We start from the raw sequence: 24,974 nt of genomic DNA on the forward strand, positions 1-24,974 counted from the left end.
GCATTAAAGCCTTAAGAAATTTTTCACAATTATAGTTATGGTAATGAAATAAATCAAATAATTTACACAGTAGGCATAGCTTATGCCAATGAAGCCAAAATGATGAACCATAACATATGATAAGGATAGAAAAATTAATCCAAATATGATTTCTGTTATTATAAATATCTTAACCATGGCTTTAGCTAACATTAAATAAGCTAGTAACCACGATGCTATCTTAAAGACATCACCTATAACTTGCCATAGGAATAATTCTCTCATAGGCATAAAATTTGGAGTAAAAAATATAGTAATGATTATGTCTTTTAATAGATATATTAATAGAGCACTAACTAACATTATTGGTATAACTAATTTATAACCTGCGATTATTTCTTTTTTCAACTGATTATTATTAGTAATTTCGGATAGTCTTGGTAAATAATAAGTGTTCAAAGCTGTAGTGATCACCATAAGGTACATAGTTGAAATATACCAAATACCTTGCCAATATCCTGCTTGATCCCAACCTAGCGTTGTACCTAAATAATTGCGAACAACTATATGAGATATAGGTACCATAATAGCAGAAGTTATTGCCATAGCTGAATAACCCATTAGTTTTTTTGCAATAGTGGAGTTAAATGGTTGGGTAAAGTTCCGCCATATTATTATAGGATGCTTTCTTAGTAAGAATAATATTATTATTAATATAATAGACTGATTTGTGGCTAGTGCAATTAACGCTCCATTTAATCCAAGAAAAATAATTAAGATACTAGTAAATACTAATGCATAAATACTTTGAATTATATTTATCTTTATGTATGTTTGAATTTCTTTTAAACCATTTAATATGGATAACAGTAATCCGTTTAAGACAAATAATACTATAGTAAAACCAAAAATAATAAATACATATTGATACTTTATATCTAGTAAAATCTCTTTAGCCGCGGTTTGGGACAATAGTACTAACAATATTCCTACTATAATCGATGTTATAAGACTAATTTTAGCTGCTGTACTGAAAAGAACAGGTGTTTTAGAGTCATTTGGTCCATATTCAGCAGTGTATTTTACAACACCATTATTGATTGCACCTTGCGCCGCTATCATAATTAGTTGACTAAAACTCTGAAATTGTCCGATTAATGCTAGCCCAGCTGGACCAATATAAATTGATACCGCTTTATTAATGACTAACCCCGCGAGCATTTTGAATGCAGTAGCTATTAAACTTAATATTGATGTTTTGAAAAGAGTCATTATTCTTACTTATTTAATATTAAAATTATTACAAGCAGTAACGACCTTTTCTGCGCCTTCTTTTGTTATGGTTGGTCCAATTGGCAAACTTAATACTTGTTGATGAATTTTTTCAGTAACAGATAAATTTAATGTATTCCATTCTGAATACGCTGGTTGTTTATGGGGAGGAATAGGATAATGAATCAACGTTTGGATACCTTTTTCAAAAAGATGTTGTTGAAGCTTTTCCCGGTGCGGACAATTAATTACAAACAAATGCCAAACATGGTTTTCTGGATGGAGTGCATTTTGTTCAATGGTGATAGGTAATTTTATATATGGATTATTAATATTCTCTAAATAATGCTTTGCAATGCTACGTCGATATTCTGTTTCGATATTTAAATATTTTAATTTCACAGAGAGAAATGCGGCTTGAAGCTCATCTAATCGACTGTTAATGCCTTGATAAATGTTTTTATATTTTTCATGTGAGCCATAATTACGTAATGCTTTTATAGTGGTTGTTAATTCCTCATCGTTTGTTGTAATGGCACCAGCATCACCTAAAGCACCAAGGTTTTTTCCTGGATAAAAACTAAATCCTGATGCATTACCCCAGTTACCCGCTTTTTTACCTGCTATTTCAGCTCCATGCGCTTGTGCGCTATCTTCTAATACTAATAGATTGTATTCATCGGCAATCTTCATGATTTCAGGCATTGGCGAAATTTGACCGTATAAATGTACTGGCAAAATAACTTTTGTTTTTTCTGTGATTGCGGATATTATACTATTAGGACCTAAGTTATATGTGCTTTGATCTGGATCAATTAGAATCGGTTTTAAGTTATTTGCTGTGATTGCTAATACTGATGCGATATAGGTATTTGCTGGTACAATAACTTCATCACCATCCTTTATTTTTCCTAATTCTTTCCAGGCTCTAAGTACTAATATTAAAGCATCTAAGCCATTAGCGACGCCGACCGAATATTTTGTACCACAATATTTTGCAAATTCTCTTTCAAAACCTTCTAGCTCATTTCCCATTATATACCAACCTGAATTTATTACTCTTGAGCTGGCTTTTTTTAATTCGTTTTCGTATTTTTTATTTATTGCTTTTAAATCGAGAAAATTAATCATCCTTACCTGCCAAAATAGTATATTTTCAAGTGATAGTAATTGTTGACTAAAAACTAATAATTGTTTTAATGGGCATTTTTATATATATCAGTAAAAACCTTGTAATCTCTTATATAATCAGATTCATCGTAATGCTGATTCGCCAATACTATTAAAACGCAATCCTCTGAAAAATCATGCATTTCTCGCCATATAAATGAGTCTATCAATATACCTTTTTGAGGTTGATTCAGAATGATATCTTCTGTTACTTTTCCATTGTCTAATCGTATCCTGCAACTTCCTTTGACAACAAATAAAACTTGTTTGAGCTCTTTATGTGCGTGGAAACCTCTTGATACACCGGATTTAGTATTGAAAATGTAATAAATTCTCTTTATTTCAAAAGGAATATTTTTGTTTCCTTCTAATGAAATTAGCTGTCCTCTTTCATCGCCAAGAATTCTAAAATCAATTAGTTTTATTAAGCTCATATCTTCCTCTGAATAAGAGATTGTAAATACTTTCCATATCCATTTTTTGACATAGAGTTGGCAGTTCTAGCGATATCATTTTCATCCAGCCAACCATTACGCCATGCAATCTCTTCTAAACAAGCAATTTTAAATCCTTGGCGTTTTTCAATAGTTTCAACAAAAGTAGCAGCTTCCAGTAAACTATCGTGAGTGCCTGTGTCTAGCCATGCAAAACCGCGTCCGAGAAGCTCTACATTTAAAGAATTATCGTTAAGATACATCTGGTTAATTGATGTTATTTCTAGTTCTCCGCGAGCTGATGGTTTTACTTTTTTTGCAAAATCAACAACCCGATTGTCATAGAAATAAAGACCGGTGACAGCATAATTAGATTTGGGTTTTTTAGGTTTTTCTTCAATAGAAATAGCTTTCATCTGACCATCGAATTCAACAATTCCAAAACGTTCAGGATCTTTTACCTGATAACCAAATATAGTTGCCCCAACTTTTTGGGAAGATGCTTTTTGTAGCTTTGGTGAGAAAGCTTGTCCCCAGAAGATATTATCTCCCAGAACTAAACAAACTGAGTCATCACCAATGAAGCCTTCACCAATAATGAATGCTTGAGATAGTCCTTCAGGTTTGTCTTGAGTTGCGTAACTAATCTTTATTCCTAAGTTATTTCCCTCGTTCAAAAGGCGTTTGAAGTTTATTTGATCTTCAGGTGTTGTAATAATAAGAATATCTTTGATCCCTGCTAGCATCAGTACTGATAATGGATAATAGATCATTGGCTTATCATATACCGGGAGAAGTTGTTTAGATATGCCCATTGTTATAGGGTATAATCTGGTGCCGGAACCACCGGCTAAGATGATGCCTTTCATATTAATTTGACCAAATAATTTATATTGTTTTTGAGTCTGGGTTAATTGTACGAGAATCACTAAATGAAATTATTTAATAATTTTTGCTTAACATGTAGAAGTTTTCTTGTATTCGTATCTTAGAAATGAAAAACCTAAATCAACATATTAAGAGTCATTAGATAAAGCTACCGCACTAGGTTGTTGGCTCCCAGAGTGCCTGTGATATTCGGAAATCTTATCTATTGCACTGATTTTTCAATACTTTTGTCTGTCTTAACAAAAAGTAATGGGGGATAAGATTTTTTAACTAGTTGAGGGGAGATTAGACTGTAAACTTATCTGGGTCAAGCTTAACAGCCAACTTGTTTAACTAATTGGTAGAATACAGTTAGCTGAAATCTGTATTACTGCTCATGAAGTGGCGGCTAGATTTTACCAACAACGTACTATGATGCCTTATTTTTCAACAGGTTTGCTGCTATTCCATTCGTCTCGGGATGTGGCAATATTTCCGTGATATCCATTCGGTAGTAAAGCTTAATTGTGACATTATGTTTATTTAGCATTGTGATTGGTGGGATAACGATGTTCCTGATTCTGCAATCCGTAATCTTTGAAGGTGTAGAAACCCAATAGTGATTGTTATCTAAAAGGCTAGAGAAGAGAGGGGAGTGGTTAGTGTAGGTTCGGGAATATTTGGTAATACATTATTGATAGGTAGTAGAGTTTTAGTGGTTTTCTTTAACTATAACATTAAAGCGAGCCTAAACTTGCTACGAATAGAATCGCATTCATTTAAGTGTCAAAATCAATTTTTTGATATTAAGTGGATTTACAGCAGTCAGGAATGAGCCGGCGGAGACTCCTACACATAGGAGCACTAGTTTTATAGAGATAGGCTCATCTACCAGCAAACAAGCAAAGATGACTGCCCAGATGGCGTAAGTGATGTTTAAACTCATCGCACGGATGGGTTGCAGCATGCAGATTGCTTTGTAGTAGAAGAGGTACGATAGCGTGGCGACCAGAGAAGTGAAGAATAATAAGGAGTATAGTCCTGTATTTGAGAATATATTTACAATACTAGGAAAAGAGTGAATGAATAATATGATAATAACTAAATAGCCCACTGAGGATGATAATTGCCTGATGAAGTAAGCAATATCAGCAGGTATATCTTTGTTCATGCCATAAGAGCTGATAACAACTTCGGAACTCCAGCCTAGCGCGCATATAAAAGCGAAAAGGAAGCCGATCCATCCAGATATTGTTTGAGTTGATGCTGAGTAACCTAATATCATAGTGCATACAACGGCTAATATTAGTCCCAATATACCGATAAGGTGAATGCGGTCTTTAAGTAGAAAAAAGGAAATGAGTGCGCCAATTGCAGGGTAAGTTGCCGAGATAGTTGCTGTGTAGCTAATACCAATGTATTGAATAGCTAAAATATAGCAAGACATACCAATTGGACCGCCAAATATAGCCGCCAGTATAATTATCCCATTTTTCTTGTTTTTGGGGATAAGGCATATCGCTCGGTATTTTCCTTTAACTATAAGATATATAAACATATATCCACATGAAATCATATCATTTAGGAAAGCGAGTACGATAGGAATGAAAAGACAACAGGAAAGTGCGGTGTTTTTTAGTAATAATGCGAAAAGTACGCCACTTAGCCCCCAGAAGACACCAGAGGAGAGTCCATAGGCATTGGCTGTTATTTTACTATTAGTGAATATAGCCATTTGAGTGCTTTTTCATAAATTTATAGACTCATGCCAAGGGGCTAGCCCCATAATTTCCAGATGTTTAACCATTTTCCTTTATTAAGGGAGGAATTGAAGGAAGTATAATGCATATGATATATCTAATAATGAGGTTTTTGTTGGCTTGTTATTTTTATTTTCTGAATTATGTGATTTTTAATTGCTCATGTGTTAAAAATTTCATAGGATTATTGTTTATCCAGAAGGCTAATATCGGTAAAATAGCTTTCAGCTAGATTCATGGCGTGAATTTATTTATAGATTTTATTTTAAAAGATCGTAAATATAATCTTTAGGATGGAAATCAATGGGAGCATTGATAAGGATCTTCCTAATATTTTTAAAATCGTAATTTTCACAAGATGTTTTTAAGTTATTTAATAATGGATCTAATTTATCCCAAGTCAGAAAAATTTCATTGGCTGTCATTATTCTTGGGTGATTGGTGCCAGAAACATTATCACCAATTAATAGCTCTTCATAAAGTTTTTCACCAGGTCTTAATCCGGTAATTTTGATTTCGATATCGCCATGAGGATTGGTTTCATCTTTCACTGTTAATCCAGAAAGGTGGATCATTTTTCGGGCGAGATCATAAATTTTTACTGACTCTCCCATATCCAGAACAAAAACATCGCCATTATTGCCCAGTGCCCCTGCCTGGATGACTAATTGGGCGGCTTCCGGGATTGTCATGAAGTAACGGGTAATGTTTTTGTGGGTGAGGGTTATCGGTCCACCACTTTTTATTTGTTTCTCGAACAGGGGGACAACGGAACCGGATGAACCAAGGACGTTGCCAAAGCGAACCATTGAGAATTTTGTATGGCTGTGCTCTTTAGCAAAAGCTTGTAGTATCAGCTCTGCGAATCTTTTTGTGGCGCCCATTGTGTTTGTCGGGCGGACGGCTTTATCGGTGGAGATTAATACAAATTTGTCAACTTTTTGGTTAACTGCGGCTTTAGCCAGTGAGAGGGTGCCAAAAATATTGTTATTAATGCCCTCTATGGTATTCATTTCTACCAGTGGAACGTGTTTATAGGCCGCAGCGTGGTATATGGTGTTAATGTTAAATTTATTGATTATTCTAGTTATTTTATCTGAATCTTTTATATCACCTAGAATTGCAGTGATCGTTATATTCAGATCTCTATCTGAGTTTATCTTTTGTAACTCTTTTTCTATTGAGTAAAGGCAATATTCGGTTAATTCAAATAAGACCAGTTGTGAAGGAGATTGAGTGATGATTTGCCTGCATAATTCTGATCCGATTGAACCTCCGGCGCCAGTAATAAGCACATTTTTGTTTTTAATGTTTTTACTGAGTAAACTTTGTAGTGGGTTAACTTGTTCTCTTCCTAGCAGATCGTTAATGGAAACACGTTTCAGTGAGTTTATTTGCGCTTTTCCTTCAACCAGATCATTGAAGCTTGGTATGGTGAGGATTTCACAATGCTCTTTTTGGAGTCTTTCAAGTATTTTTTTTCTATTAGATATTGATGCACTGGGTATGGCTAATAATATTTTCTTTATATGATATTTTTCTACTAAGAGCGTTATCTTCTCTGGAGAAAAGACACAAATCCCATGAATAGATAAATTGTGTAATTTAATATTATCGTCAACAAAAGCAATCGGGTTGAATTCTCTATGTTCTCTTAATATGGGTAAGAGTTGTCGGCCAGATTCTCCTGCTCCGTATATGATAACAGGCGCGCCTTTATATTTTAGGAAATTACGTAGCGTTCTATAGACAAATCTTGTGCCGCAGAGTGAGATAACTAAGAAAGAAAAATAGATAATTGGTACAGTTCTGGGTAAAAATGCTTGTTGATATAAGGAAATTGCGGTCAATAATAGAGTAGATAGAAATGAACCAACAATGGCCCATTTCAATATACTCATGTTGACATATTTTAATATGGATCTATAAAAGCCAATTCTTAAGAAAATAAATAGCGTTAAAGGTATGGTGAATATAATAGTTAACCAATGTTGTAAGCTGTAAATGGGCACTTCTCTATCGAGGCGTAACCACATGCTTAGCCAGTATGAAATAATGATAATAAATATATCTACAATCAGAAGAACGATGGTTTTGATTAATCTATCTTGATTGAAAAACATTCTCTTGTTCATAATGGTTAATTACCTAAACACTACTTTGTAAATTGTTTTAAAAATGATCTTTAGGTCATAGAGAAATGACTTTTTATCAATATACTCTAAGTAGTACTTGGCTTTTATCGGCATAATAATATCGATGTAAGCTTGATGGGGATCTTTATATTGGCTTAGTATCTGGTTTTCATCTATCATTTCTATGGAAGCCAAATCTGTTATGCCGGGTTTTACCGATAATATTTTGTTTCTGACATCATCTGGATATTTGTCCATAAATTGTGGTACCTCGGGTCTTGGCCCGACTAAGCTCATTTTTCCTCGAACAACATCAATCAGTTGAGCTAATTCATCAATTTTATATTTACGTATAAATTTTCCAGAGTGGGTAATACGCAGATCATGACCGATAGTAAGTTGTCCTTTTTGCTCCGATCCCGTTGTCATGCTCCTAAATTTGTGAATATAAAAATCTTGATTATATTGGCCCACTCGTTTTTGTCGGAAAAAAATAGGACCTTTTGAATCCATTTTTATCCAGATAGCAATAGTGATTAAAATAGGGAGTAATAGGATGAGTCCAATGAGAGAAGAAATAAAATCAAAAAGCCTTTTTATAGCTAAATAATATGTCATCATTTATGCCAAGATCTCTTTAATTGTTTTGATAACGTAGATTTGGTCTTCTTTTGTCATTTTTGTATATAAAGGGATGGATACAATTCTTTTAAAATTTTCTTCTGCGACAGGGAAGTCGTTTTTATTAAGAGAATAGGTGTTTTTCCAGATGGGTTGTTTATGCAGTGGGATAAAATGGACAGAGCAGCCTATATTTTTTTCTGCCATTTTTATGATAAAGTCATCCCGGGATATTTTAACCTCATCATTTAATCTTATGGTATATAGGTGCCAGGCGTGTTGGCTATTAGGTTCTTTAGGCTTAGTAGGTAAGATAATCGGCAGATCTTTTAATTCATCATCATAGAGTTTCGCCATCTCCTCTCTTTTCTTGTGGAAAGTGTTTATTTTCTGTAATTGATGGATGCCGATGGATGCACAAATATCGGGCATGTTATATTTATATCCTGGTTCAATCACTTCATAATACCAGGCAGGTATTTTAGATTGATATCTATCAAAGGCGTCTTTGCTAATGCCGTGGAGACGCATTATTTTTGCTCTTTTTATGATATCTGGATCTCTGGAGACTAGCATGCCGCCTTCTGCCGTCGTCATGGTTTTATTCGCGTAGAAGCTGAATACGGTGGCATCGGTGTCTAGCGTGCCAATTTTCTTTCCTTTATATAAAGTCGGAAATGAGTGGGCGGCATCTTCAACTATTCGTAGATTAAATTCTTTTGCTATGGCAATGATGGCATCCATATCGCAGGACAGACCCGCAAAGTGCACCGGCATAATCGCTTTAGTTTTGGCGGTTATGGCTTTTCTTATGGCTGTTGGATCAATATTCAGGCTGTCAGGTAAAGAGTCGACAAAAATAGGGTGAGCACCCAGATAACGGACAACTTCTGCGGTTGCCGTAAAGGTGTAGGTCGGAACAATGACTTCATCACCCGGCTGAATACCAATGGCTTCCAATGCTAAATGCAATCCCGCCGTTGCTGAATTTACCGCTATGGCTTCAACATCAGAATCTAAATATTGCGCAAAATCTTGTTCAAATTTTCTGGTTTTAGGTCCGGTAGTTATCCAGCCTGTTTTAAGTGAGTCAATGACTTCATCAATTTCTTCTTGGCTGATTTCAGGGAGTGCAAAAGGGAGAAAAGAAGTGTTCATGATATAATCCTTATCTTTTGTTTTTTACGTGGAATTTCTTATTGAATATAATTTTCATTATTCCAATGAGATACCCTGATCCATAAGATAAATGTATGCACAGAAATATTAATGGTAAGAAAATATAGTTTTTTTTATTTTTAAAATAGGCTCTTATTGATACCAGTAAAGTTAAGAAGAAATAGATGAAAATACAACCTATATATAGATATGAAAATATTGAGTTAGTGAATGAGAGGATTAACCCTAGGATTAACCCTAAGACAAAAATAGGTGGTGTTAATTGCCGGTATGATGTTATTTTTTTTAATTTGACATTGACTAGTGGTTTAAATAATCCGTATTGGTAGAACATAGAACAGATTTTTTTAATTGAATCTCTGGGATAATAATCAATAATAATATCTGGGGAAAGATATATATTACCTCCATGCTTTATAATTCTGTTGTTAAATTCATCATCTTGGTTTCTAATTAAATCTTCATCAAATAGCCCTATTTTATCGAATATTGTTCTTTTGAAAAAGCCGAAAGGTACTGTATCAACTTTCTTTATATCATTAATGCCAATTCGAAAATAGGAATTACCCATTCCAAAGCGACTACTTAAGGAATATGCAATATTATGGGCGATGGTTGTAGAATTACATGGTTTTGTATTAAAAATTCCACCTATATTATCGGCATCGAGTTTTTTTGATAAATTATATAGTTTGGATAAGTAGTTGCTGGGATAGCTAGAGTGAGCATCGACTCTGGCTATATATTCCCCTGATGAGTTTTTTATACCAATATTCATGGCAGCAGGAACATGTTTCTTTGGGTTATATAGTAATTTTATGAAATCATATTTTTCAGTATAACTCTGAATTACCTTTAAAGTACCATCTGAGCTACAACCATCTACAAATATAATCTCTAATTGCCCGGTAGGGTAATCTTGTTTTAGCAGTGATTCAATACATAATTTTATATATTTTTCTTCATTTAATATAGGGCAAATAACTGATATGTTTATCATGGTTTAATAATCACTCTATTTGGATAGTAATGATAGCTATTTAAATATAATTCCTATATTTTATTCAAAATATTTCGGTTTTAAGTAGGATAGTTATCCACCTCTGTTTTAAGTGAGTCAATGACTTCAACAATTTCAGAATGCACAATTTCAGGTAATATAAAAGGGAGGGATTTATTATTCATGATTGATGATGGCCTTGATGAAATTGTCTGCTAATATGGAATAGGCGTGATTTTCTAAAGCATAAATTTTACCTTTTTGCCCCATTTGGTTTAATTCGTCAGTTGATAGCTCACTGAGTTTTAATAAGGCTTGAGCAATCTCTTCTGGCTTGTCTGATTTAACGGTAATACCGCAATTCACTTCAGATACAGGATCATTACCGGCATCAATTGCACATAGAATGGGTTTGCCTGCCATCATATAATCGATAAGTTTATTAGGGCTGATGCCAAATCTGAATAATGATTGTTTTTGTAATCCTATATAGGCAATGTCAATTTTATTGAGTAGTATTGGGATTTGAGTTTTTGGGATCGGATCAAAGAATATAACGTTATTTATTCCCAGTAATTGAGATTCCTTTATTAATTTATCCTTTTCAAGGCCAGTGCCGACTAATAAGAAAGTTATCGGTTTGTCATGAAGAAGCGAAGCCGTTTTTAGTAGCTTTTCTAGCGCATTTGGGCGGCCGTGAGCTCCGCTATAGCATACAATTTTATGTCCTTTATTTTTTTCGGTTATAATAAGTTCTTCTAGTGAATTGTCTAACGGAGTAAATTGATTTGTCCAATCTTCTACAACCACGCCATTAGGGACAATCTGTAATTTGTTGAGATCTAATCCGTGTGCTTTCGTATGTTCTTGTACATTAGGAAGCATGGAAATAACCGCATCCGCATATTTATAAGCCGCATTTTCAGCGAATTGACATAATTGAATAAAGGGATGTTTCGGTGACATTCCCCCTAATTCTATGGGTGAAAGAGGCCATAAATCATGCAGTTCAAAGACCAGTTTAGCGTTAGCTTTTTGAGCAATACGTTTTGCCACCCAGATATCCATCGGATAGGTACTTGAAGCAATGACAACATCAGGTCGATATTTTTTGACTAAGTTATGACTATCAAACCAAATTTGTCGCAAAAAAGAGAAAATATTTTTGACTCTGGATAACCCATTTCCACTATAGCTCGGGGTTGGATACCAGACATATTCTAATCCGTTAATATTTTCGGTGGTTTTTTTATTATCTATCAGCTTGGGTTGGGTTGTTCGGACATGAGAATAAGAGGCTGCGAGTAGGGTAATATTATGTCCCGATTTAATCCACTCTTGCCCTAAATGATATGGGCGAAATTCCATACCCAGGTCTGGCGAACCCGCATAATGGTTTATATAGACGATATTCATAGTAGTTTTTCTAATTCGTCAGCAATTCTTGTCGCAGCGATACCGCCGCCATACATGGATTGGATAGAGTCCATATTAGTCCCTATCATGTCATGAACGGCTTGGATTATTTTTTTATTTTCAGCTTCTGAGAGTTTATTGACGCCGGCTTCAATTAATTCTACCCATTCAGTTTGATCTCTCACGGTGATACAAGGTTTACGGAAGAAAAAAGCCTCTTTTTGTAGTCCGCCGCTATCGGTAATAATCAGGGCGGTATTTTTGAGTAGCCAGATCATTTCTAAATATCCTACTGGCTCAATTAAATGGACATCTAAATGTAAGTCGTATTGCGCTAACATTTTTTTAGTTCTTGGATGAATTGGCATAATAACAGTAACAATTCTTTTATGTATATCATTTAAGGCGTTTACAATTTCAGTTAAACGTGCCTGGTTATCGGTATTTTCAGCGCGATGGAGGGTGGTTAATATGAAGTTTTGTGTGGAATCCAACCCATCAGGTTTCTTGGCCATTTGGCTAAAATATAAAGCCGCATCTTCCATGACATCACCGACTTTTCTGATATGAACGGGCTTTGAGCCGAAGCCTTCTGCTTGTAGGTTATTGACGGCAATGTCTGTTGGACAGAAGAGAATTGAACTCACATTATCGGTTAATATTCTGTTTATTTCTTCGGGCATTTGCATGTTAAAACTGCGTAGGCCGGCTTCAACATGAATAATCGGAATATGTAATTTAGACGCGGCTAGTGCGCCAGCTAAAGTCGAGTTTGTATCACCATATACCATGACGGCATCCGGTTTTTCTGTGATAAGTACTTTTTCAACTTCGATTAGCATCTTTCCGGTCATTTCACCATGTGAGCCGCCATGAATATTGAGGGTGTAATCCGGTTTGGGAATGGCTAATTCATTAAAAAATATATCAGACATATTAGTATCAAAATGTTGACCGGTATGAATGATAATCTCTTTAAATTTATTATGATTTTTTAAAGCGCGAGATACTGGACTTGCTTTAATGAATTGCGGTCTGGCGCCTAATACGGTAATGATTTTTTTCATATCGATTAACGTCCAATTTGTTGGTAAAATTTGTGAAGTTTATTTTGTTCAATATCCCAATTGTATTTTTCATTGACTGCGATAAGCCCATTGCGACCCATTTCTTCCGCTATGTCAGGGTTATTTGATAGGTAATCTATCGCATTAGCTATTTCCTTAGGGTTTAATGGGTCGATACAAATGCCACAATGGTTTTTTACAACAATATCTTTCCATAGTGTGAAATCTGAAGCGATAACCGGGATACCCGCACTCATATATTCGAATATCTTGTTGGGTTGGGCATCGATATGATTGGGAAGTGGGTGATATAGAACGATACCCGCAATAGATTTAGATAAAAGTTCTTTGGTTTCTATGCGATTTAAAAATCCCAGCGCATCTATTTTGGGCCAATTTTTCATACTTTTTATTTTCTTCTCTAGCTCTGTATCTGAAAAATTGCCCGCGAGTTTCATTGCTGTATTTGTCGTGAGGTGAGAGAGGGATTCAACCATCTCCGCGATACCCCTAATGTCAGAAATGCCGCCGACATAGCAGACTTGTTTTTCTTTTTCATGCCAGTTGGTGTTTTCATTATGTAATTCACCTAATATGGGGTAATTATTAATGTCTATGGTGTTGCTATTGAGTTTTAAGAATTTGTCTCTTATTGATGGGGTAGCCGTAATAATTCCATCAAATTTAGGCGTAGAATATTTCTCGTAGAGGGCGAATAGTTTAGAGATAATAATTTGAGTGAATTTATTTAAATAAGGTTTGCTAAAAATTTGTTTTGGGACATCTTCATGGGAATCAAAAATGACTATTTTACCTTTCTTTTTCAGTTTTAGTCCGATAGGGATGAGTTCTGGATCATGGAAATGATATAAGTCAGCGTCTAATTCTAGTGCTTTTTTATAAACTTTATCGGTTGTTTTAAAAATTCTATTTAATCGACCAGGTAATACACCGACATCAATGATAGCAACGTTATTCTTGACTTCATTACCTTTGCCATCTGCAACAATAAGGGAGACTTCATGTTCTTTTTGTAAGGCGGAACATTCCTTTAGGAAAATACGGGTGTCGAAACGTGGATGTACCGAGGTCATATGTGTAATTTTCATAAGGATATTTTGTTAGTTTTCGTCGGGAATAAAAATAATAATATGCTTAATGCCAGCAGCCCATATGTCAGTAGTAATGCTGTAATCGCTGAGTTTGCTATCGTGTATACAAAGGGGAGATAGAGTGTCGTTGAAAATTCAAATGGAACTTTTTTTGAGCTCAGGTTCATGGCAAAGAGCAACATATTAAATATAAAAAAGTTTATGATTAAACCCAATGTGCCATATCTGGCGATGCCGTCTCCAATAAAGCCGGTATTCGCCGATCCTGATGTGCCATAATAGATCTGAGAAACTATTTGAGGTGCTTCTGTCGTAAATTCACTATTAGTGTTGTAAATATAGTCATAAAAGTAATAGGTGTTTAGTGTGGGTGTGAAAAATACTCTGCGTAACCAATGTATCAGTGGATCATAAAAATCGAAAATAAAATATAGTATCCCGGCGGTCAAGAATAAATAGAGAATGATATTTATCACTGAATTGCTTATCGATCTTGTTCCTTTTATATAGAAGAATAGGATCATAACGGCGAGATTCATGAATGCTATGCTTTTTAATCCTGAAGAGCTGTAGATTAAATAGGAAATCATAATACTTATTGTAATGAGGATATATCTAATAGGGCCTTTTATATAGAGTGACGCTAATAGTAGCAATGGTGAAATAACATATCCCCCATTGGTGATGATGTACATAGTGAGTAGCGGTGTGCTGTCTTTAAAGTGCTGTCTCACAGAATAAACTTTAAATATATTAGGGGGTATTAAACTTAATCCAGGATTACTCATGACGAATAAGAGTACAATAATACCACATCCTATTATCAGTATTTTATATAAATCCCACGGAATTTTTAGTTTTGGCATCGTTATTCTATCTATTATTCGAAAAAATAATATTGATGAGAAAAATAATATGTTTATTGTGCATACGAAAATGATTGAATTGATAGAGGCCGAATTAATGAGTGGGAATATAATTGATATGGGTATAATGTAAGTGATATAGATTAACCATAAAAAAACCATCACGGGATTTTTTTGGTTGTTGAGTAAAATGAGTGGTAAGAATGATATCCAGCAGAAAAAAATACTTAAGTAACCTTGTGGGGTAATATTATAGCCTCTTATCTCATGAAAGGTTTCTAATATAAGCACTGAGTTCAGGTAGATAATAACCTGATAGATAAATATTTTCAGGATTATTTTAATATTATTTTGCATTTTTTCTGATCAAGAAGTAAATGAGTGATAATACTAAGATAGACAGGAGATACATAGTGATAAATTGATAGTATGCCCAACTAATAGGGCCATGTTTTATGTAATAATATCCGCTATTAGCAGCGGATTTATTCCAGTTATTATATAAGTCTATTATTTCTTTATTTTTAAAATTTTGATTCCTATCTATCAGATCTTTTAAAAGAAGGGTATGTATTTTATGATATTTAATATTACAGGGATTGCCAATTAAATCATAGCTGGACCATTCGTTTTTTATGTCGAATTTAAATATATTATGGCTGATCGATTGATATAATTTATCGGATAGTCTTTTGCTTTCATCTATGTTTAGATAATTTTCAAAGGATTCGATACCATAAGTAGAGTAGATCATACCATTTAATACAAAAGCCAATTGGTCTGAATGGGCTTGAGGATCAACATATTCTTCAATCCAGAGCATATTATCTAATGTTGTTAAACTTCCGCCTTTATGAATAGGTGCTAGTGATGATTGATAGAGTAATTTTGAAGTTAACAGATATTTATTATCGCCAAAATGGTCATAAGCTCTTAATAGGAGAATAATGGCATAAGCATCGGTTAATCCAGACCACCAAGGGGCAAAGAGTTTATTGTTTTTATAGCCTTTATATGACCAATCGAAATCATATAAGTAATGATTTTCACCATGAAATAATTTTATATTATTTAATAACCAGTCGGCTGAAAACTTAAAATTAGCTATCAGTTCTTCTTGATTGAATTCAGGTGGGGGTACATTCCAGCCGGGTAAGGATGAATCGGTTCGCCATAATATATTAACATTATCTTTATTTAAACCTAAAGAAGAGTATATCAGGCCATAGTGAACAACATAAAATGGGGATAGGAATGGCTTAGGAATATGAGGTGAATGGGATAATGGAAAACCATTGCTATTAAATTCGCGTTGAGAAAATTTCCCTTTCATGACCAGACTTCTTATATTCCCGTTGAATTCATCTAATTCATAAGCATATTTATTGAATGTATAGCTGACAATCATCACGATAATGATATAGGGAATTATTTTTATTATATTTTTACTTTTCTTCATTTTAACCTTCTTTACGCATGAAAGATAATCTTAAAATATAAGCTGTACTCGCCATATAAAGAATAAAACTTGTGAGTGAAAATAATAACAGGGTAAGATAAATATCGCTTAATAGATATCCAGTAAGGAGGGCGATTAATCTTAATATAATCGATATTGTTTGAATAAATAAATTGCTTTTCTGATGTTCATAAATGGATAAATATATCGATAACGATGAATATATTATTTGTCCGCATAAGTGTGGTATTAAACATAATAGATATTTACCTGATTCAAGCCATTCTTCACCGAAAATAAAGGTTATAATGGGGATGCCCGCAAAGTATGTCACTATAGCAAATAAAATAGCAATGAGTGTTAGGCAATAAAATGTTTTTTTTATCTTTAAAAAAGGTGATGTAATCGTGTCTTTTAAATATCCTTGTAATATAGACGAAACAGTTTGGGTTAATAGTGTAATTGGGGCACCTGATATTCTAGATGCAATTAAATAAAATCCTGCGGATTTTAGCCCATAGGTGGACATGATAAATAATTGAGGCAGTTCATTACTCAATGTGTTAATGAGAGCCGCAGGAAAATCATAAGCTGGAAATTTATAATATTTGTTAGCAAGCAGTTTTACTTTTTTAAATTCATGTTTGTTGATAATTAAACGATATTTGGATCTTTTACTTAAAAATAGGACACCTAATGATTGGCCTAATATTTGGCCCAATATGAGACTGCTTGCACCTAAATGAGTAATACCACCAATGATTTGAGTGCTAATCATGGCAACGGTTTGCGTTATTTTAGTGATAGAGAGAGCATGATATTGCTTGTCTCTTATACTATTAAAACTTACAGCACGATAAAATCCATAGGTGATGATACCTAGCGGGATATAGTATATATAATTTCCTATAATTATCTTTTCTGGGATATTAGATATTGCAATAACAGTGATAACTATCAAGCTAATGGTTATGGGAATAATGCAAGATAATGTGATGAGTGAATTAATTTCACGCTTTTTTCCTGATGCACTGATTGAAAATTCATAACGAAGACAAGCACCAACGGCAAAAACACTTAAAAGTGATGAAAATGAAGCATAAATACCTAATTCTTCGGGGGAAAATAGTCTGGTTAATACTGGCGTTGATAGTAATAATAATATCTGACTGAATAATGATGAGAGTAATAAGCCAGATATATTTCTCAATAATTTATAATTCATAGATTTTAAATTGAACTGGCAATTTTATTAATTAAATCTATGGATAAATAGGGATGCATCGGCAAACTAATGACTTCTTGTGCGATTTCATCTCCGACAGGCAGAGCAATATGGCTGGCAACCGCGGGTTGTTTATTCAGCGGAATAGGGTAATGCACGGCGGTTGGAATGCCTTGCTCTTTTAATTTGTGTTGTAATTCATCGCGGTTTTTAATCCGGATAGTATATTGCGCATAGGCTGAGAGATTGTGAGGCTCAATATAGGGCGTGGTCATGATGCCGATATTGTTCAGCGCCTGATGATAGTTTTCTGCCACACGCTGACGTAATGCCATTTCTTCATCAAATATCTCCAGTTTGGGCAGCAGAATGGCCGCTTGCAGGGTATCTAAACGGCTGTTCACCCCGATTCGGATATGGTGGTATCGTCTGTCTTGCCCGTGTCGGGCAATTTGGCGAATAATTTTCGCCAGTTCTTTATCGTGGGTGAAAATAGCTCCACCGTCACCGTAACACCCTAACGGTTTGCTGGGGAAGAAACTGGTACAGGAAATGGTGGTCAGGTTACAGGAGCGTTTGCCTTTATAAGTGGCGCCGAAACTCTGGGCTGCATCTTCTATCACGGTAAGGTGATATTTTTCGGCGATAGCATTAATTTCGTCAAAATCGGCACATTGACCAAATAGGGAAACCGGAATGATGGCTTTGGTTTTTGGGGTAATTGCGGCTTCGAGTTGGGCTGGATCTAAATTATACGTCGTGGGCTTGACGTCAACATAAACCGGAACTCCGCCCAGTAGCGCAACGGTTTCAGCGGTGGCAATGTAGGTAAAGCCCGGGGTAATCACTTCGTCGCCGGGTTTAATGCCAATCGCCATTAAGGCAATTTGCAGGGCATCGGTACCATTGGCGCAGGTAATGCAATATGGCGCCCCGGTATATTCAATGAGTCTGTCTTCTAATTCGGCGACTTCAGGTCCTAAAATATATTTTCCATGTGCTAATACTTTCTGGATATTCGCGTCAATTTTATCTTTAATTTTAAGCTGCTGGGCTGCCAGATCGGTAAATTGCATGCCTTGGTCCTTGATTATTGAATGCGCACGACAATGTTGTTATTGAGCTGATAAATATGATGGGTGTGCGGGCAGGTAGCTGTCGCCTGGCCGTGTAGCGGTAAATCTAATTGTTCGCCAAATTCGCTCATCCAGCCAATCTGTTTGGCCGGCACCCCCACCATCAGGGCGTAGTCGGGGACATCTTTATTGACTACCGCGCCGGCGCCAATAAAGGCATAGGCGCCAATGGTGGCGCCACAAACAATGGTACAGTTGGCGCCTAAGGTGGCGCCCTTTTTTACTCGCGTATCTTTATATTCATTCTTTCTTTCAATCAATGAACGCGGATTATAAACATTGGTGAACACCATGCTGGGACCACAAAATACTCCGTCTTCCAGATGAACATTGTCATAAACCGAGACATTATTTTGTATTTTACAGTGATTGCCGATGGTGACTTGATTGCCAATGAAGACATTTTGTCCTAAAGAACAGCCTTCGCCAATTTGAGCGCCAGAACAGACATGGGTGAAATGCCAGATGCGGCTGTTTTTCCCGATTTGTGCTCCTGCATCCACAATGGCGCTGGGATGTATCATTACGTGTTCCGCTGACATGAGACCGGTTCCACAGGTTTAATAGGTTAAAGGCAAAGAAATGGTTTTATTATCTCTGGCGGATAAATAGGCGGCGATAAGCAGCTCTAAGGATTTTAAGCCTTCCCGGCCGTCGGTTATCGGTTTGGCTTCGCCCTTCATCACCTCAATGACATTTTTATAGTAGAGCGGGTGTCCAAATCCGTACACCGACGTGGTTTCGTAATTAGCGGCTTTGACTTGCTGGTCATACTCTTTTTCGTCAGCGAAATGCCACTCCTGAATTTCATTGACAGCTAAACCCCCTACTCTGACGGTGCCTTTTTCGCCTAAAATGGTGATGGAGCCTTCAAGATTTTTAGGATACGTGCACATGGTGACGGCCATTGAGCCTAATGTGCCATCCCGCCAGCGGATATTGAGTACCCCGGTATCTTCTGTTTCGATATCTAAGTGGGTCGAGGTCATGGCCTGAACATCTTTGACCGGGCCGATTAACCATTCAATTAAATCCACGTAATGGCTTGCCTGATTCATGAAGGCGCCGCCATCAAATTCCCAGGTGCCCCGCCAGGCGGCCTGATCATAATAGGCCTGGGGACGGGTCCAGAAAACGTTGAGGTGGACCAGGTGGATTTTGCCAAACCGTTTTTCACTGACCGCCCGTTTCAGTAATTGCAGGGTGGCATTTAAGCGGTTTTGTTTGACGACGAAGAGGTGTTTTCCGGCTTTATCCGCCGCTTTAACCATGTTTTCCCCGTCAGCCAGCCGGGTGGCCATCGGTTTTTCGGTGACGACATGAAAGCCTTTATTAAAGCAGGCCATCGCCTGTGCTGGATGCAGGCCGGAGGGGGTGGTCAGGATAATGATATCGGCGGTGATGTTATCCAGCATCGTATTTAAGTCGCTAAAACCCGGAACGCCGGTTTTTTCTACCGCCGTGTTTAATGTGTCTTGATCGTTATCACAGACGGCCACTAATTCGGCCGTTTCTTGATGTATTTCCAGAGAATTGAAATGATTTTTAGCGATCCGCCCACAACCGACTAAAGCAAATCTTATCTTTCTGTCGTTGATAGTGCTCAGCATAATCTTACCCTAAGTTAAGCTTTGATAATGTTTGTGTGATGGGGGGCATATTTGCCACGGGTGTCGACGACTAATCTGGCGTGATTGATAATTAATTCATAATCAAATTTATCGTGATCGGTGGCTAAAATAACGCAGTCGAACTCTTTGAGACTATTTTCCGTGAGAGGGTGGCTGGTTAGATTAAAATGATGCTCCCGCATTTTCGGGAAGACTGGGACATGCGGATCGGCATATTCAATATTGGCCCCTAATGTTCTTAATTTTTCCATAATATGCACCGAGGGGCTTTCTCGCATATCATCCACATTCTTTTTATAGGCGATGCCGAGAATTAATATACGGCTGCCATTAATGGATTTATTAGCCTTGTTAAGGGCTAATACGGTCTTATTGACCACATAATCGGGCATGGAGGAATTGACTTCACCGGAGAGTTCAATAAAGCGGGTGTTGATACCATATTCCCGGGCTTTCCAGGTTAAATAGAAAGGATCAATGGGAATACAGTGGCCGCCTAATCCGGGGCCGGGATAATAGGGAACGAAGCCGAAGGGTTTGGTCGCCGCGGCTTTAATCACTTCGTGGATATCAATCCCCATTTTATCGGCAACCAGTTTCATTTCGTTGACCAAGCCGATATTGACCGCCCGGTGGATATTCTCCAGCAGTTTTGTCATCTCTGCCGCTTTGGTTGAGCTGACGGGAACAACCTGATCAATGGCGGGTTGATAAACGGCGATCCCCGCTTTTAAGCAGTTTTCTGTGTGGCCGCCGATGACTTTAGGGATGGTGCGGGTTTCGAAATCGGGGTTACCCGGGTCTTCTCGTTCGGGTGAATAGACCAGAAAGATATCTTCACCGACGGTTAACCCGCTCTCTTCAACCCGGGGGAGTAACTCTTCTTCCGTGGTGCCCGGATAGGTGGTGCTTTCTAAGGAGAGGACTTGCCCGGCTCTTAAATACGGTTTTACCCTGTCGGTGGTGTTAATGACGAAACTGATATCGGGTTCACGGTATTTATTTAACGGTGTCGGGACGCAAAGAATAATGGCGTCGCATTGAGCGATTTTGGTGAAATCCGTGGTGGCTTCAAAACCGGTCTTTATCGCGTGACTGATTTTGGCCGCGGGAATATGTTCAATGTAACTTTGGCCGTGATTTAATTTATCTGTTTTTTCTTTATCAATATCGAAACCAATGACGTTAAAACCGATATCGTTATATCTGAGCATTAACGGTAAGCCAACATAACCCAGGCCAACAATGGCGATGGTGGCGGTTTTATTATCAAATTTCTCGGTGAGAATGGTGAGTGATGACATATTTTGCCTTTTAAGATGATGACTTAAAAAATAAAACTTCTGAAAATAAATTACATTTTGTTTTTAATAGGATGCTATCTATTTTCATAAGTTTTATTTGGCAAGTGAAACTTTAACGAGCTTTTTAAATAGATTGTGTAAGATATATCGCTGAAATAATAAATAAGGTAATAATAAAGCTACCGCACTAGGTTATTGGTTCCCAGAACTCCAGAGGATCTTATAATTTTATCTACTGTTTTGATTTTTCAGTGCTTTTGTCTGCTGTAATATAAAAGCAATTAAAGATAAGTATTTTTAATTAATAACAGGGGAGGTTAAACCGTCAGACTCGTCGGGTCAAGTATAAATAAAATTTATTTATTTAGTAAGTTTGTAGAATTAGGTTAGCGAAAATCTGTATTACCGGCCATGAAGTGGTAGCCAAATAACCAAGCGTAAGCCGCCGAGTGGGCTATCCTCAGCACGTACCCAACCGCGGTGCTGGTTAATCGCGGTTTCAACAATGGCTAAACCAAGGCCAGTGCCGCCGGATTCTCGATCGCGGGCTTCGTCTGTACGGTAGAAAGGGCGGAATATGTGTTCGCGGTCTTCCGGGTTGACGCCCGGGCCGTCATCATCAACGGTAATGGTGATCCCTTGATTATCGGTGTGAAATGCGACCGCAATATGGTGGTGGGAGTAGCGTAAGGCATTACGCACGATATTTTCAAAAGCACTGCCAAGTGCTAATGGGTTGCAGTAAATTGCCCAAGAACTCGGCGGTAAAGTTGCTTCAAGGATTTTGTCCATTTGTTCGGCTTCGAAGCGGGCATTGTCAAGAATATCGTGCCATAAATCTGTCATTTTGATGTTTTCTCTTAACAGTTCATTTTTATGCTGACTGCGGGAGAGCACTAACAGATCGTTAATCATGCTGTCTAGCCGTTGGGCTTCTGTCTCAATTCTTTCCAGCTCTTTACTCTCGCCATGACGGCGGCGGAGTAATGCTGTGGCAAGCTGTAGGCGGGTGAGTGGTGTGCGTAGTTCATGGGAGATATCGGAAATTAGCCGTTGTTGTGCGGTGACCATTCTTTCCAATACCCTGATCATTTGGTTGAAACTGTTACCGGCGGCCAGAAACTCTTGTGGGCCAGCTTCCAGTTCTGGGTGCTGGCGTAGATTACCTTTAGCAACATCGTCGGCGGCGTTTTTTAATTTACGGGCCGGTTTAGCCAAACTCCACGCCAGCCATAATAGGAGGGGCGCACTGATTAACATAGTGGCGGTTAATAGTAATAGTGGCCGGTCAAACATCAGATTAATGAAATCCGATTGTGGGCTATTCGCTGGACGAACTAAATAAAGTTGATAATGATCTTCTCCATCTCGAATGGAAAAGGGCCCTAACATTTCAGAGCGGCCATATTTTTTCTTTTTCGGGTGATCGGCGTTATCTGATTGTCCAATAAAGTTGCGGACAACTTGCATTTCGCTTCTTTGTGCACCGATAACTCTCCCTTCACTTGTGACCAGTATCAGGCGTTGGCCTGGGGGGGCCCATTTTTCAATCGCGCGAAATAAACGGCGCCACCAAAGTAAATCGTTAGCGGGATCTTGAGCTAATTCCGCTTCGATATGTTGTTCCAGCATAACTCCCTGCCGATATTCATTTTCCAGCAGGGAGGTTAGTTGTCTGGAATCCAGTTTCGGCACCATTAATACCAACATTAGGACTAACGCCAGAGTAAACCAGAAAATTGCGAAGATGCGTGCCGTTAAACTGTTTATCATGTCATAGACACCATTAAATATCCTCGTCCACGTAAAGTTTTAAACCAGGGTTGACCATCTTCCCGCTCAGGTAATTTACGGCGTAGGTTAGAGATATGCATATCGATTGCCCGGTCAAATGGAGTGAGTCGCTTACCTAATACTTCCTGGCTCAAATGTTCGCGGGAAACAACTTGACCTAAATGTTGAGTTAGTAAATAGAGCAAGGTAAATTCAGTACCGGTTAAATCGAGAATCTGATTAGCGAAGCTGGCTTCCTGTCGGCCAGGGTTCAATTGCAGGTTATCGACCTGAAGCGTAGGTAGGCCACTGTCTGTTTGTTGCTGCTCACTCCAGTTTGAGCGGCGAAGAATAGCACGTATACGCGCTACTAACTCACGATCATTAAATGGTTTGGCAAGATAGTCATCCGCCCCTAATTCTAGTCCCAGAACACGATCCAAATCACTTCCTCGCGCTGTCAGCATAATGACTGGAGTTTGATGGTGTAGACGCAGCTCTTTCAATGTCGTAATGCCATTTTTACGCGGCATCATAATATCGAGTAGTAGTAAGTCGATCGAATCGTCAAGGAATTTTAATGCCTGCTCTCCGTCATGAGCGATCACAACGTTAAATCCTTCCATTTCAAGTAATTCTTTTAATAGTGATGTCAGTTCACGGTCATCATCAACTAATAGGATTTTATGCATCGATTACTTCCTCCAAGAACAAAAATACGATAACAAACTTTGCTATTCCACGACTTTACGTTCTTTTACAAGCCTTTGACGCTAGTTTGCAGCCGCGTAGGTATAGTTGTCCACATTGGACCTAATAGCATCGTTCGGGGAAACGAGGAGTTGTTTAATGCGTAACATAGCAGCGTTAGTTTTAGCGTCAATGTTTGTTCTTGGCTCGACAGCATCTTTAGCTGGAACAGCAAGTACAATACACGCTGCTACGGTACCCGATAATTGTGCGCCTTGCGATTATAAAAATGTAGGAAACTATCATTATCGTAATAATGATGCTGGTGATAATGACCATATGTTCAGCGGTATCACTTTAACTGAGCAGCAGCGTCAACAGATGCGTGATTTGGTAGGGCAGAAACATCAACCACGTTCATCGATGTCAATGAGTCGCACAGAGCGAGAAGAGATGCGTAAGCTGGTTACTGCGAAGGATTTTGATGAGGTGGCAGTAAAAGCCCTGATTGAAAAGATGCTCAGATGTAATGTGGAACGTCAGGTAGAAATGGCCCGTATCCATCACCTGATATACCAACTGTTAACGCCTGAGCAACAAGCACAATTGGAACAGCATTATCGGCAGCGTATGTCCCAGTTACCGGACTGATTTGTAATACCCATAGCAGCAAAGTAGTAGCAAATGAGAATTTTTCCTTGCCATAGACACCATCCCTGTCTTTCAGGCCCTTTTTAGGGCCTTTTTTTTCAGTCACTTACAACGCATTTCTTTGTAAAACAACAACATAAAAAATCTATGGTCACCCTCGTTTTTGCAACACTCATTTTGATGAATTTTGGGCTTGCTTAAATCTATCCGGCGTCACTATAGGCAAG

The 24,974-nt window shown here is 37.4% G+C and carries 22 protein-coding genes; 2 read left to right on the forward strand and 20 right to left on the reverse strand.

Annotated features, from left to right (window positions below; genetic code table 11):
* Nucleotides 1-3: 3 nt before the first annotated feature.
* From Phpb_RS01720 to Phpb_RS01775, 12 genes are all read right to left on the reverse strand, one after another.
* Nucleotides 4-1,251 (reverse strand): O-antigen translocase, encoded by a 1,248-nt coding sequence (locus tag Phpb_RS01720; protein ID WP_065388893.1) that lies wholly within the window; start codon nucleotides 1,249-1,251, stop codon nucleotides 4-6.
* A gap of 9 nt (nucleotides 1,252-1,260) precedes the next feature.
* Nucleotides 1,261-2,382, reverse strand: a complete 1,122-nt coding sequence (locus tag Phpb_RS01725; RefSeq protein WP_065388894.1) for a DegT/DnrJ/EryC1/StrS family aminotransferase — start codon at nucleotides 2,380-2,382, stop codon at nucleotides 1,261-1,263.
* A gap of 65 nt (nucleotides 2,383-2,447) precedes the next feature.
* A complete protein-coding gene (locus Phpb_RS01730; protein WP_065388895.1) occupies nucleotides 2,448-2,855 on the reverse strand; it encodes a sugar 3,4-ketoisomerase in 408 nt (135 codons plus the stop codon).
* A complete protein-coding gene (gene rfbA, locus Phpb_RS01735) occupies nucleotides 2,852-3,724 on the reverse strand; it encodes a glucose-1-phosphate thymidylyltransferase RfbA (RefSeq protein ID WP_065388917.1) in 873 nt (290 codons plus the stop codon). The genes Phpb_RS01730 and rfbA overlap by 4 nt, the downstream gene beginning before the upstream one ends.
* A gap of 773 nt (nucleotides 3,725-4,497) precedes the next feature.
* Nucleotides 4,498-5,457, reverse strand: coding sequence for a DMT family transporter (locus Phpb_RS01740; protein WP_065388896.1), 960 nt, complete (start codon nucleotides 5,455-5,457; stop codon nucleotides 4,498-4,500).
* Nucleotides 5,458-5,742: 285 nt separating this feature from the next.
* Complete coding sequence (locus Phpb_RS01745) at nucleotides 5,743-7,617, reverse strand: polysaccharide biosynthesis protein (RefSeq protein WP_065388897.1); 1,875 nt, start codon at nucleotides 7,615-7,617, stop codon at nucleotides 5,743-5,745.
* Nucleotides 7,618-7,626: 9 nt separating this feature from the next.
* Nucleotides 7,627-8,238, reverse strand: coding sequence for a sugar transferase (locus Phpb_RS01750; RefSeq protein WP_065388898.1), 612 nt, complete (start codon nucleotides 8,236-8,238; stop codon nucleotides 7,627-7,629).
* Entirely contained in the window at nucleotides 8,239-9,396 is a 1,158-nt protein-coding gene (locus tag Phpb_RS01755) for a DegT/DnrJ/EryC1/StrS family aminotransferase (protein WP_065388899.1), read from the reverse strand.
* A 10-nt stretch (nucleotides 9,397-9,406) separates the two neighbouring features.
* Nucleotides 9,407-10,417: a glycosyltransferase family 2 protein gene (locus tag Phpb_RS01760; protein ID WP_065388900.1), complete on the reverse strand. Its 1,011-nt coding sequence runs from the start codon at nucleotides 10,415-10,417 to the stop codon at nucleotides 9,407-9,409.
* Nucleotides 10,418-10,594: 177 nt separating this feature from the next.
* Nucleotides 10,595-11,833: a glycosyltransferase family 4 protein gene (locus Phpb_RS01765; RefSeq protein WP_065388901.1), complete on the reverse strand. Its 1,239-nt coding sequence runs from the start codon at nucleotides 11,831-11,833 to the stop codon at nucleotides 10,595-10,597.
* Complete coding sequence (gene wecB, locus Phpb_RS01770; RefSeq protein WP_065388902.1) at nucleotides 11,830-12,900, reverse strand: non-hydrolyzing UDP-N-acetylglucosamine 2-epimerase; 1,071 nt, start codon at nucleotides 12,898-12,900, stop codon at nucleotides 11,830-11,832. Before wecB ends, Phpb_RS01765 begins: the two co-directional genes overlap by 4 nt.
* Nucleotides 12,901-12,905: 5 nt before the next feature.
* Nucleotides 12,906-13,994 (reverse strand): glycosyltransferase, encoded by a 1,089-nt coding sequence (locus Phpb_RS01775; RefSeq protein WP_240492379.1) that lies wholly within the window; start codon nucleotides 13,992-13,994, stop codon nucleotides 12,906-12,908.
* Nucleotides 13,995-14,798: 804 nt separating this feature from the next.
* On the opposite strand from Phpb_RS01775, the gene Phpb_RS26230 reads away from it, so the two are divergent.
* Entirely contained in the window at nucleotides 14,799-15,011 is a 213-nt protein-coding gene (locus Phpb_RS26230; RefSeq protein WP_201445768.1) for a hypothetical protein, read from the forward strand.
* A gap of 213 nt (nucleotides 15,012-15,224) precedes the next feature.
* Here Phpb_RS26230 and Phpb_RS01785 read toward each other — a convergent pair whose 3' ends face one another.
* The 8 genes from Phpb_RS01785 to cpxR form a co-directional block, all read right to left on the reverse strand.
* On the reverse strand, nucleotides 15,225-16,337 hold the full coding sequence (locus Phpb_RS01785; RefSeq protein WP_065388905.1) for a D-glucuronyl C5-epimerase family protein: 1,113 nt from the start codon (nucleotides 16,335-16,337) through the stop codon (nucleotides 15,225-15,227).
* 1 nt (nucleotide 16,338) lies between these two features.
* Entirely contained in the window at nucleotides 16,339-17,562 is a 1,224-nt protein-coding gene (locus Phpb_RS01790; RefSeq protein ID WP_065388906.1) for a lipopolysaccharide biosynthesis protein, read from the reverse strand.
* Nucleotides 17,563-17,567: 5 nt separating this feature from the next.
* Nucleotides 17,568-18,638: a DegT/DnrJ/EryC1/StrS family aminotransferase gene (locus Phpb_RS01795; protein WP_065388907.1), complete on the reverse strand. Its 1,071-nt coding sequence runs from the start codon at nucleotides 18,636-18,638 to the stop codon at nucleotides 17,568-17,570.
* A gap of 14 nt (nucleotides 18,639-18,652) precedes the next feature.
* Complete coding sequence (locus Phpb_RS01800; protein ID WP_065388908.1) at nucleotides 18,653-19,240, reverse strand: acyltransferase; 588 nt, start codon at nucleotides 19,238-19,240, stop codon at nucleotides 18,653-18,655.
* 18 nt (nucleotides 19,241-19,258) lie between these two features.
* The gene (locus Phpb_RS01805) at nucleotides 19,259-20,308 is read right to left on the reverse strand and encodes a Gfo/Idh/MocA family protein (protein ID WP_065388909.1); all 1,050 of its coding nucleotides are present in this window, start codon (nucleotides 20,306-20,308) and stop codon (nucleotides 19,259-19,261) included.
* A 14-nt stretch (nucleotides 20,309-20,322) separates the two neighbouring features.
* Nucleotides 20,323-21,633 carry a nucleotide sugar dehydrogenase gene (locus Phpb_RS01810; RefSeq protein ID WP_065388910.1) on the reverse strand — a complete coding sequence of 437 codons (1,311 nt, stop codon included), beginning with the start codon at nucleotides 21,631-21,633 and terminating at the stop codon, nucleotides 20,323-20,325.
* 402 nt (nucleotides 21,634-22,035) lie between these two features.
* Nucleotides 22,036-23,406, reverse strand: coding sequence for an envelope stress sensor histidine kinase CpxA (gene cpxA / locus Phpb_RS01815; RefSeq protein ID WP_065388911.1), 1,371 nt, complete (start codon nucleotides 23,404-23,406; stop codon nucleotides 22,036-22,038).
* Nucleotides 23,403-24,098: an envelope stress response regulator transcription factor CpxR gene (gene cpxR, locus Phpb_RS01820; protein ID WP_065388912.1), complete on the reverse strand. Its 696-nt coding sequence runs from the start codon at nucleotides 24,096-24,098 to the stop codon at nucleotides 23,403-23,405. The genes cpxA and cpxR overlap by 4 nt, the downstream gene beginning before the upstream one ends.
* Nucleotides 24,099-24,255: 157 nt before the next feature.
* On the opposite strand from cpxR, the gene cpxP reads away from it, so the two are divergent.
* Entirely contained in the window at nucleotides 24,256-24,747 is a 492-nt protein-coding gene (gene cpxP / locus Phpb_RS01825) for a cell-envelope stress modulator CpxP (RefSeq protein ID WP_065388913.1), read from the forward strand.
* Nucleotides 24,748-24,974: the final 227 nt, after the last annotated feature.

The sequence above is a fragment of the Photorhabdus namnaonensis genome, assembly GCF_001684335.1.
Classification (GTDB): Bacteria; Pseudomonadota; Gammaproteobacteria; order Enterobacterales; family Enterobacteriaceae; genus Photorhabdus; species Photorhabdus namnaonensis.

Coding starts and splice junctions, on each gene's coding strand:
- Phpb_RS01720 (WP_065388893.1), bottom strand. CDS start 1,251: ATGACTCTTTTCAAAACATCAATATTAAGTTTAATAGCTACTGCATTC.
- Phpb_RS01725 (WP_065388894.1), bottom strand. CDS start 2,382: ATGATTAATTTTCTCGATTTAAAAGCAATAAATAAAAAATACGAAAAC.
- Phpb_RS01730 (WP_065388895.1), bottom strand. CDS start 2,855: ATGAGCTTAATAAAACTAATTGATTTTAGAATTCTTGGCGATGAAAGA.
- rfbA (WP_065388917.1), bottom strand. CDS start 3,724: ATGAAAGGCATCATCTTAGCCGGTGGTTCCGGCACCAGATTATACCCT.
- Phpb_RS01740 (WP_065388896.1), bottom strand. CDS start 5,457: ATGGCTATATTCACTAATAGTAAAATAACAGCCAATGCCTATGGACTC.
- Phpb_RS01745 (WP_065388897.1), bottom strand. CDS start 7,617: ATGAACAAGAGAATGTTTTTCAATCAAGATAGATTAATCAAAACCATC.
- Phpb_RS01750 (WP_065388898.1), bottom strand. CDS start 8,238: ATGATGACATATTATTTAGCTATAAAAAGGCTTTTTGATTTTATTTCT.
- Phpb_RS01755 (WP_065388899.1), bottom strand. CDS start 9,396: ATGAACACTTCTTTTCTCCCTTTTGCACTCCCTGAAATCAGCCAAGAA.
- Phpb_RS01760 (WP_065388900.1), bottom strand. CDS start 10,417: ATGATAAACATATCAGTTATTTGCCCTATATTAAATGAAGAAAAATAT.
- Phpb_RS01765 (WP_065388901.1), bottom strand. CDS start 11,833: ATGAATATCGTCTATATAAACCATTATGCGGGTTCGCCAGACCTGGGT.
- wecB (WP_065388902.1), bottom strand. CDS start 12,900: ATGAAAAAAATCATTACCGTATTAGGCGCCAGACCGCAATTCATTAAA.
- Phpb_RS01775 (WP_240492379.1), bottom strand. CDS start 13,994: ATGACCTCGGTACATCCACGTTTCGACACCCGTATTTTCCTAAAGGAA.
- Phpb_RS26230 (WP_201445768.1), top strand. CDS start 14,799: ATGACGAATAAGAGTACAATAATACCACATCCTATTATCAGTATTTTA.
- Phpb_RS01785 (WP_065388905.1), bottom strand. CDS start 16,337: ATGAAGAAAAGTAAAAATATAATAAAAATAATTCCCTATATCATTATC.
- Phpb_RS01790 (WP_065388906.1), bottom strand. CDS start 17,562: ATGAATTATAAATTATTGAGAAATATATCTGGCTTATTACTCTCATCA.
- Phpb_RS01795 (WP_065388907.1), bottom strand. CDS start 18,638: ATGCAATTTACCGATCTGGCAGCCCAGCAGCTTAAAATTAAAGATAAA.
- Phpb_RS01800 (WP_065388908.1), bottom strand. CDS start 19,240: ATGTCAGCGGAACACGTAATGATACATCCCAGCGCCATTGTGGATGCA.
- Phpb_RS01805 (WP_065388909.1), bottom strand. CDS start 20,308: ATGCTGAGCACTATCAACGACAGAAAGATAAGATTTGCTTTAGTCGGT.
- Phpb_RS01810 (WP_065388910.1), bottom strand. CDS start 21,633: ATGTCATCACTCACCATTCTCACCGAGAAATTTGATAATAAAACCGCC.
- cpxA (WP_065388911.1), bottom strand. CDS start 23,406: ATGATAAACAGTTTAACGGCACGCATCTTCGCAATTTTCTGGTTTACT.
- cpxR (WP_065388912.1), bottom strand. CDS start 24,098: ATGCATAAAATCCTATTAGTTGATGATGACCGTGAACTGACATCACTA.
- cpxP (WP_065388913.1), top strand. CDS start 24,256: ATGCGTAACATAGCAGCGTTAGTTTTAGCGTCAATGTTTGTTCTTGGC.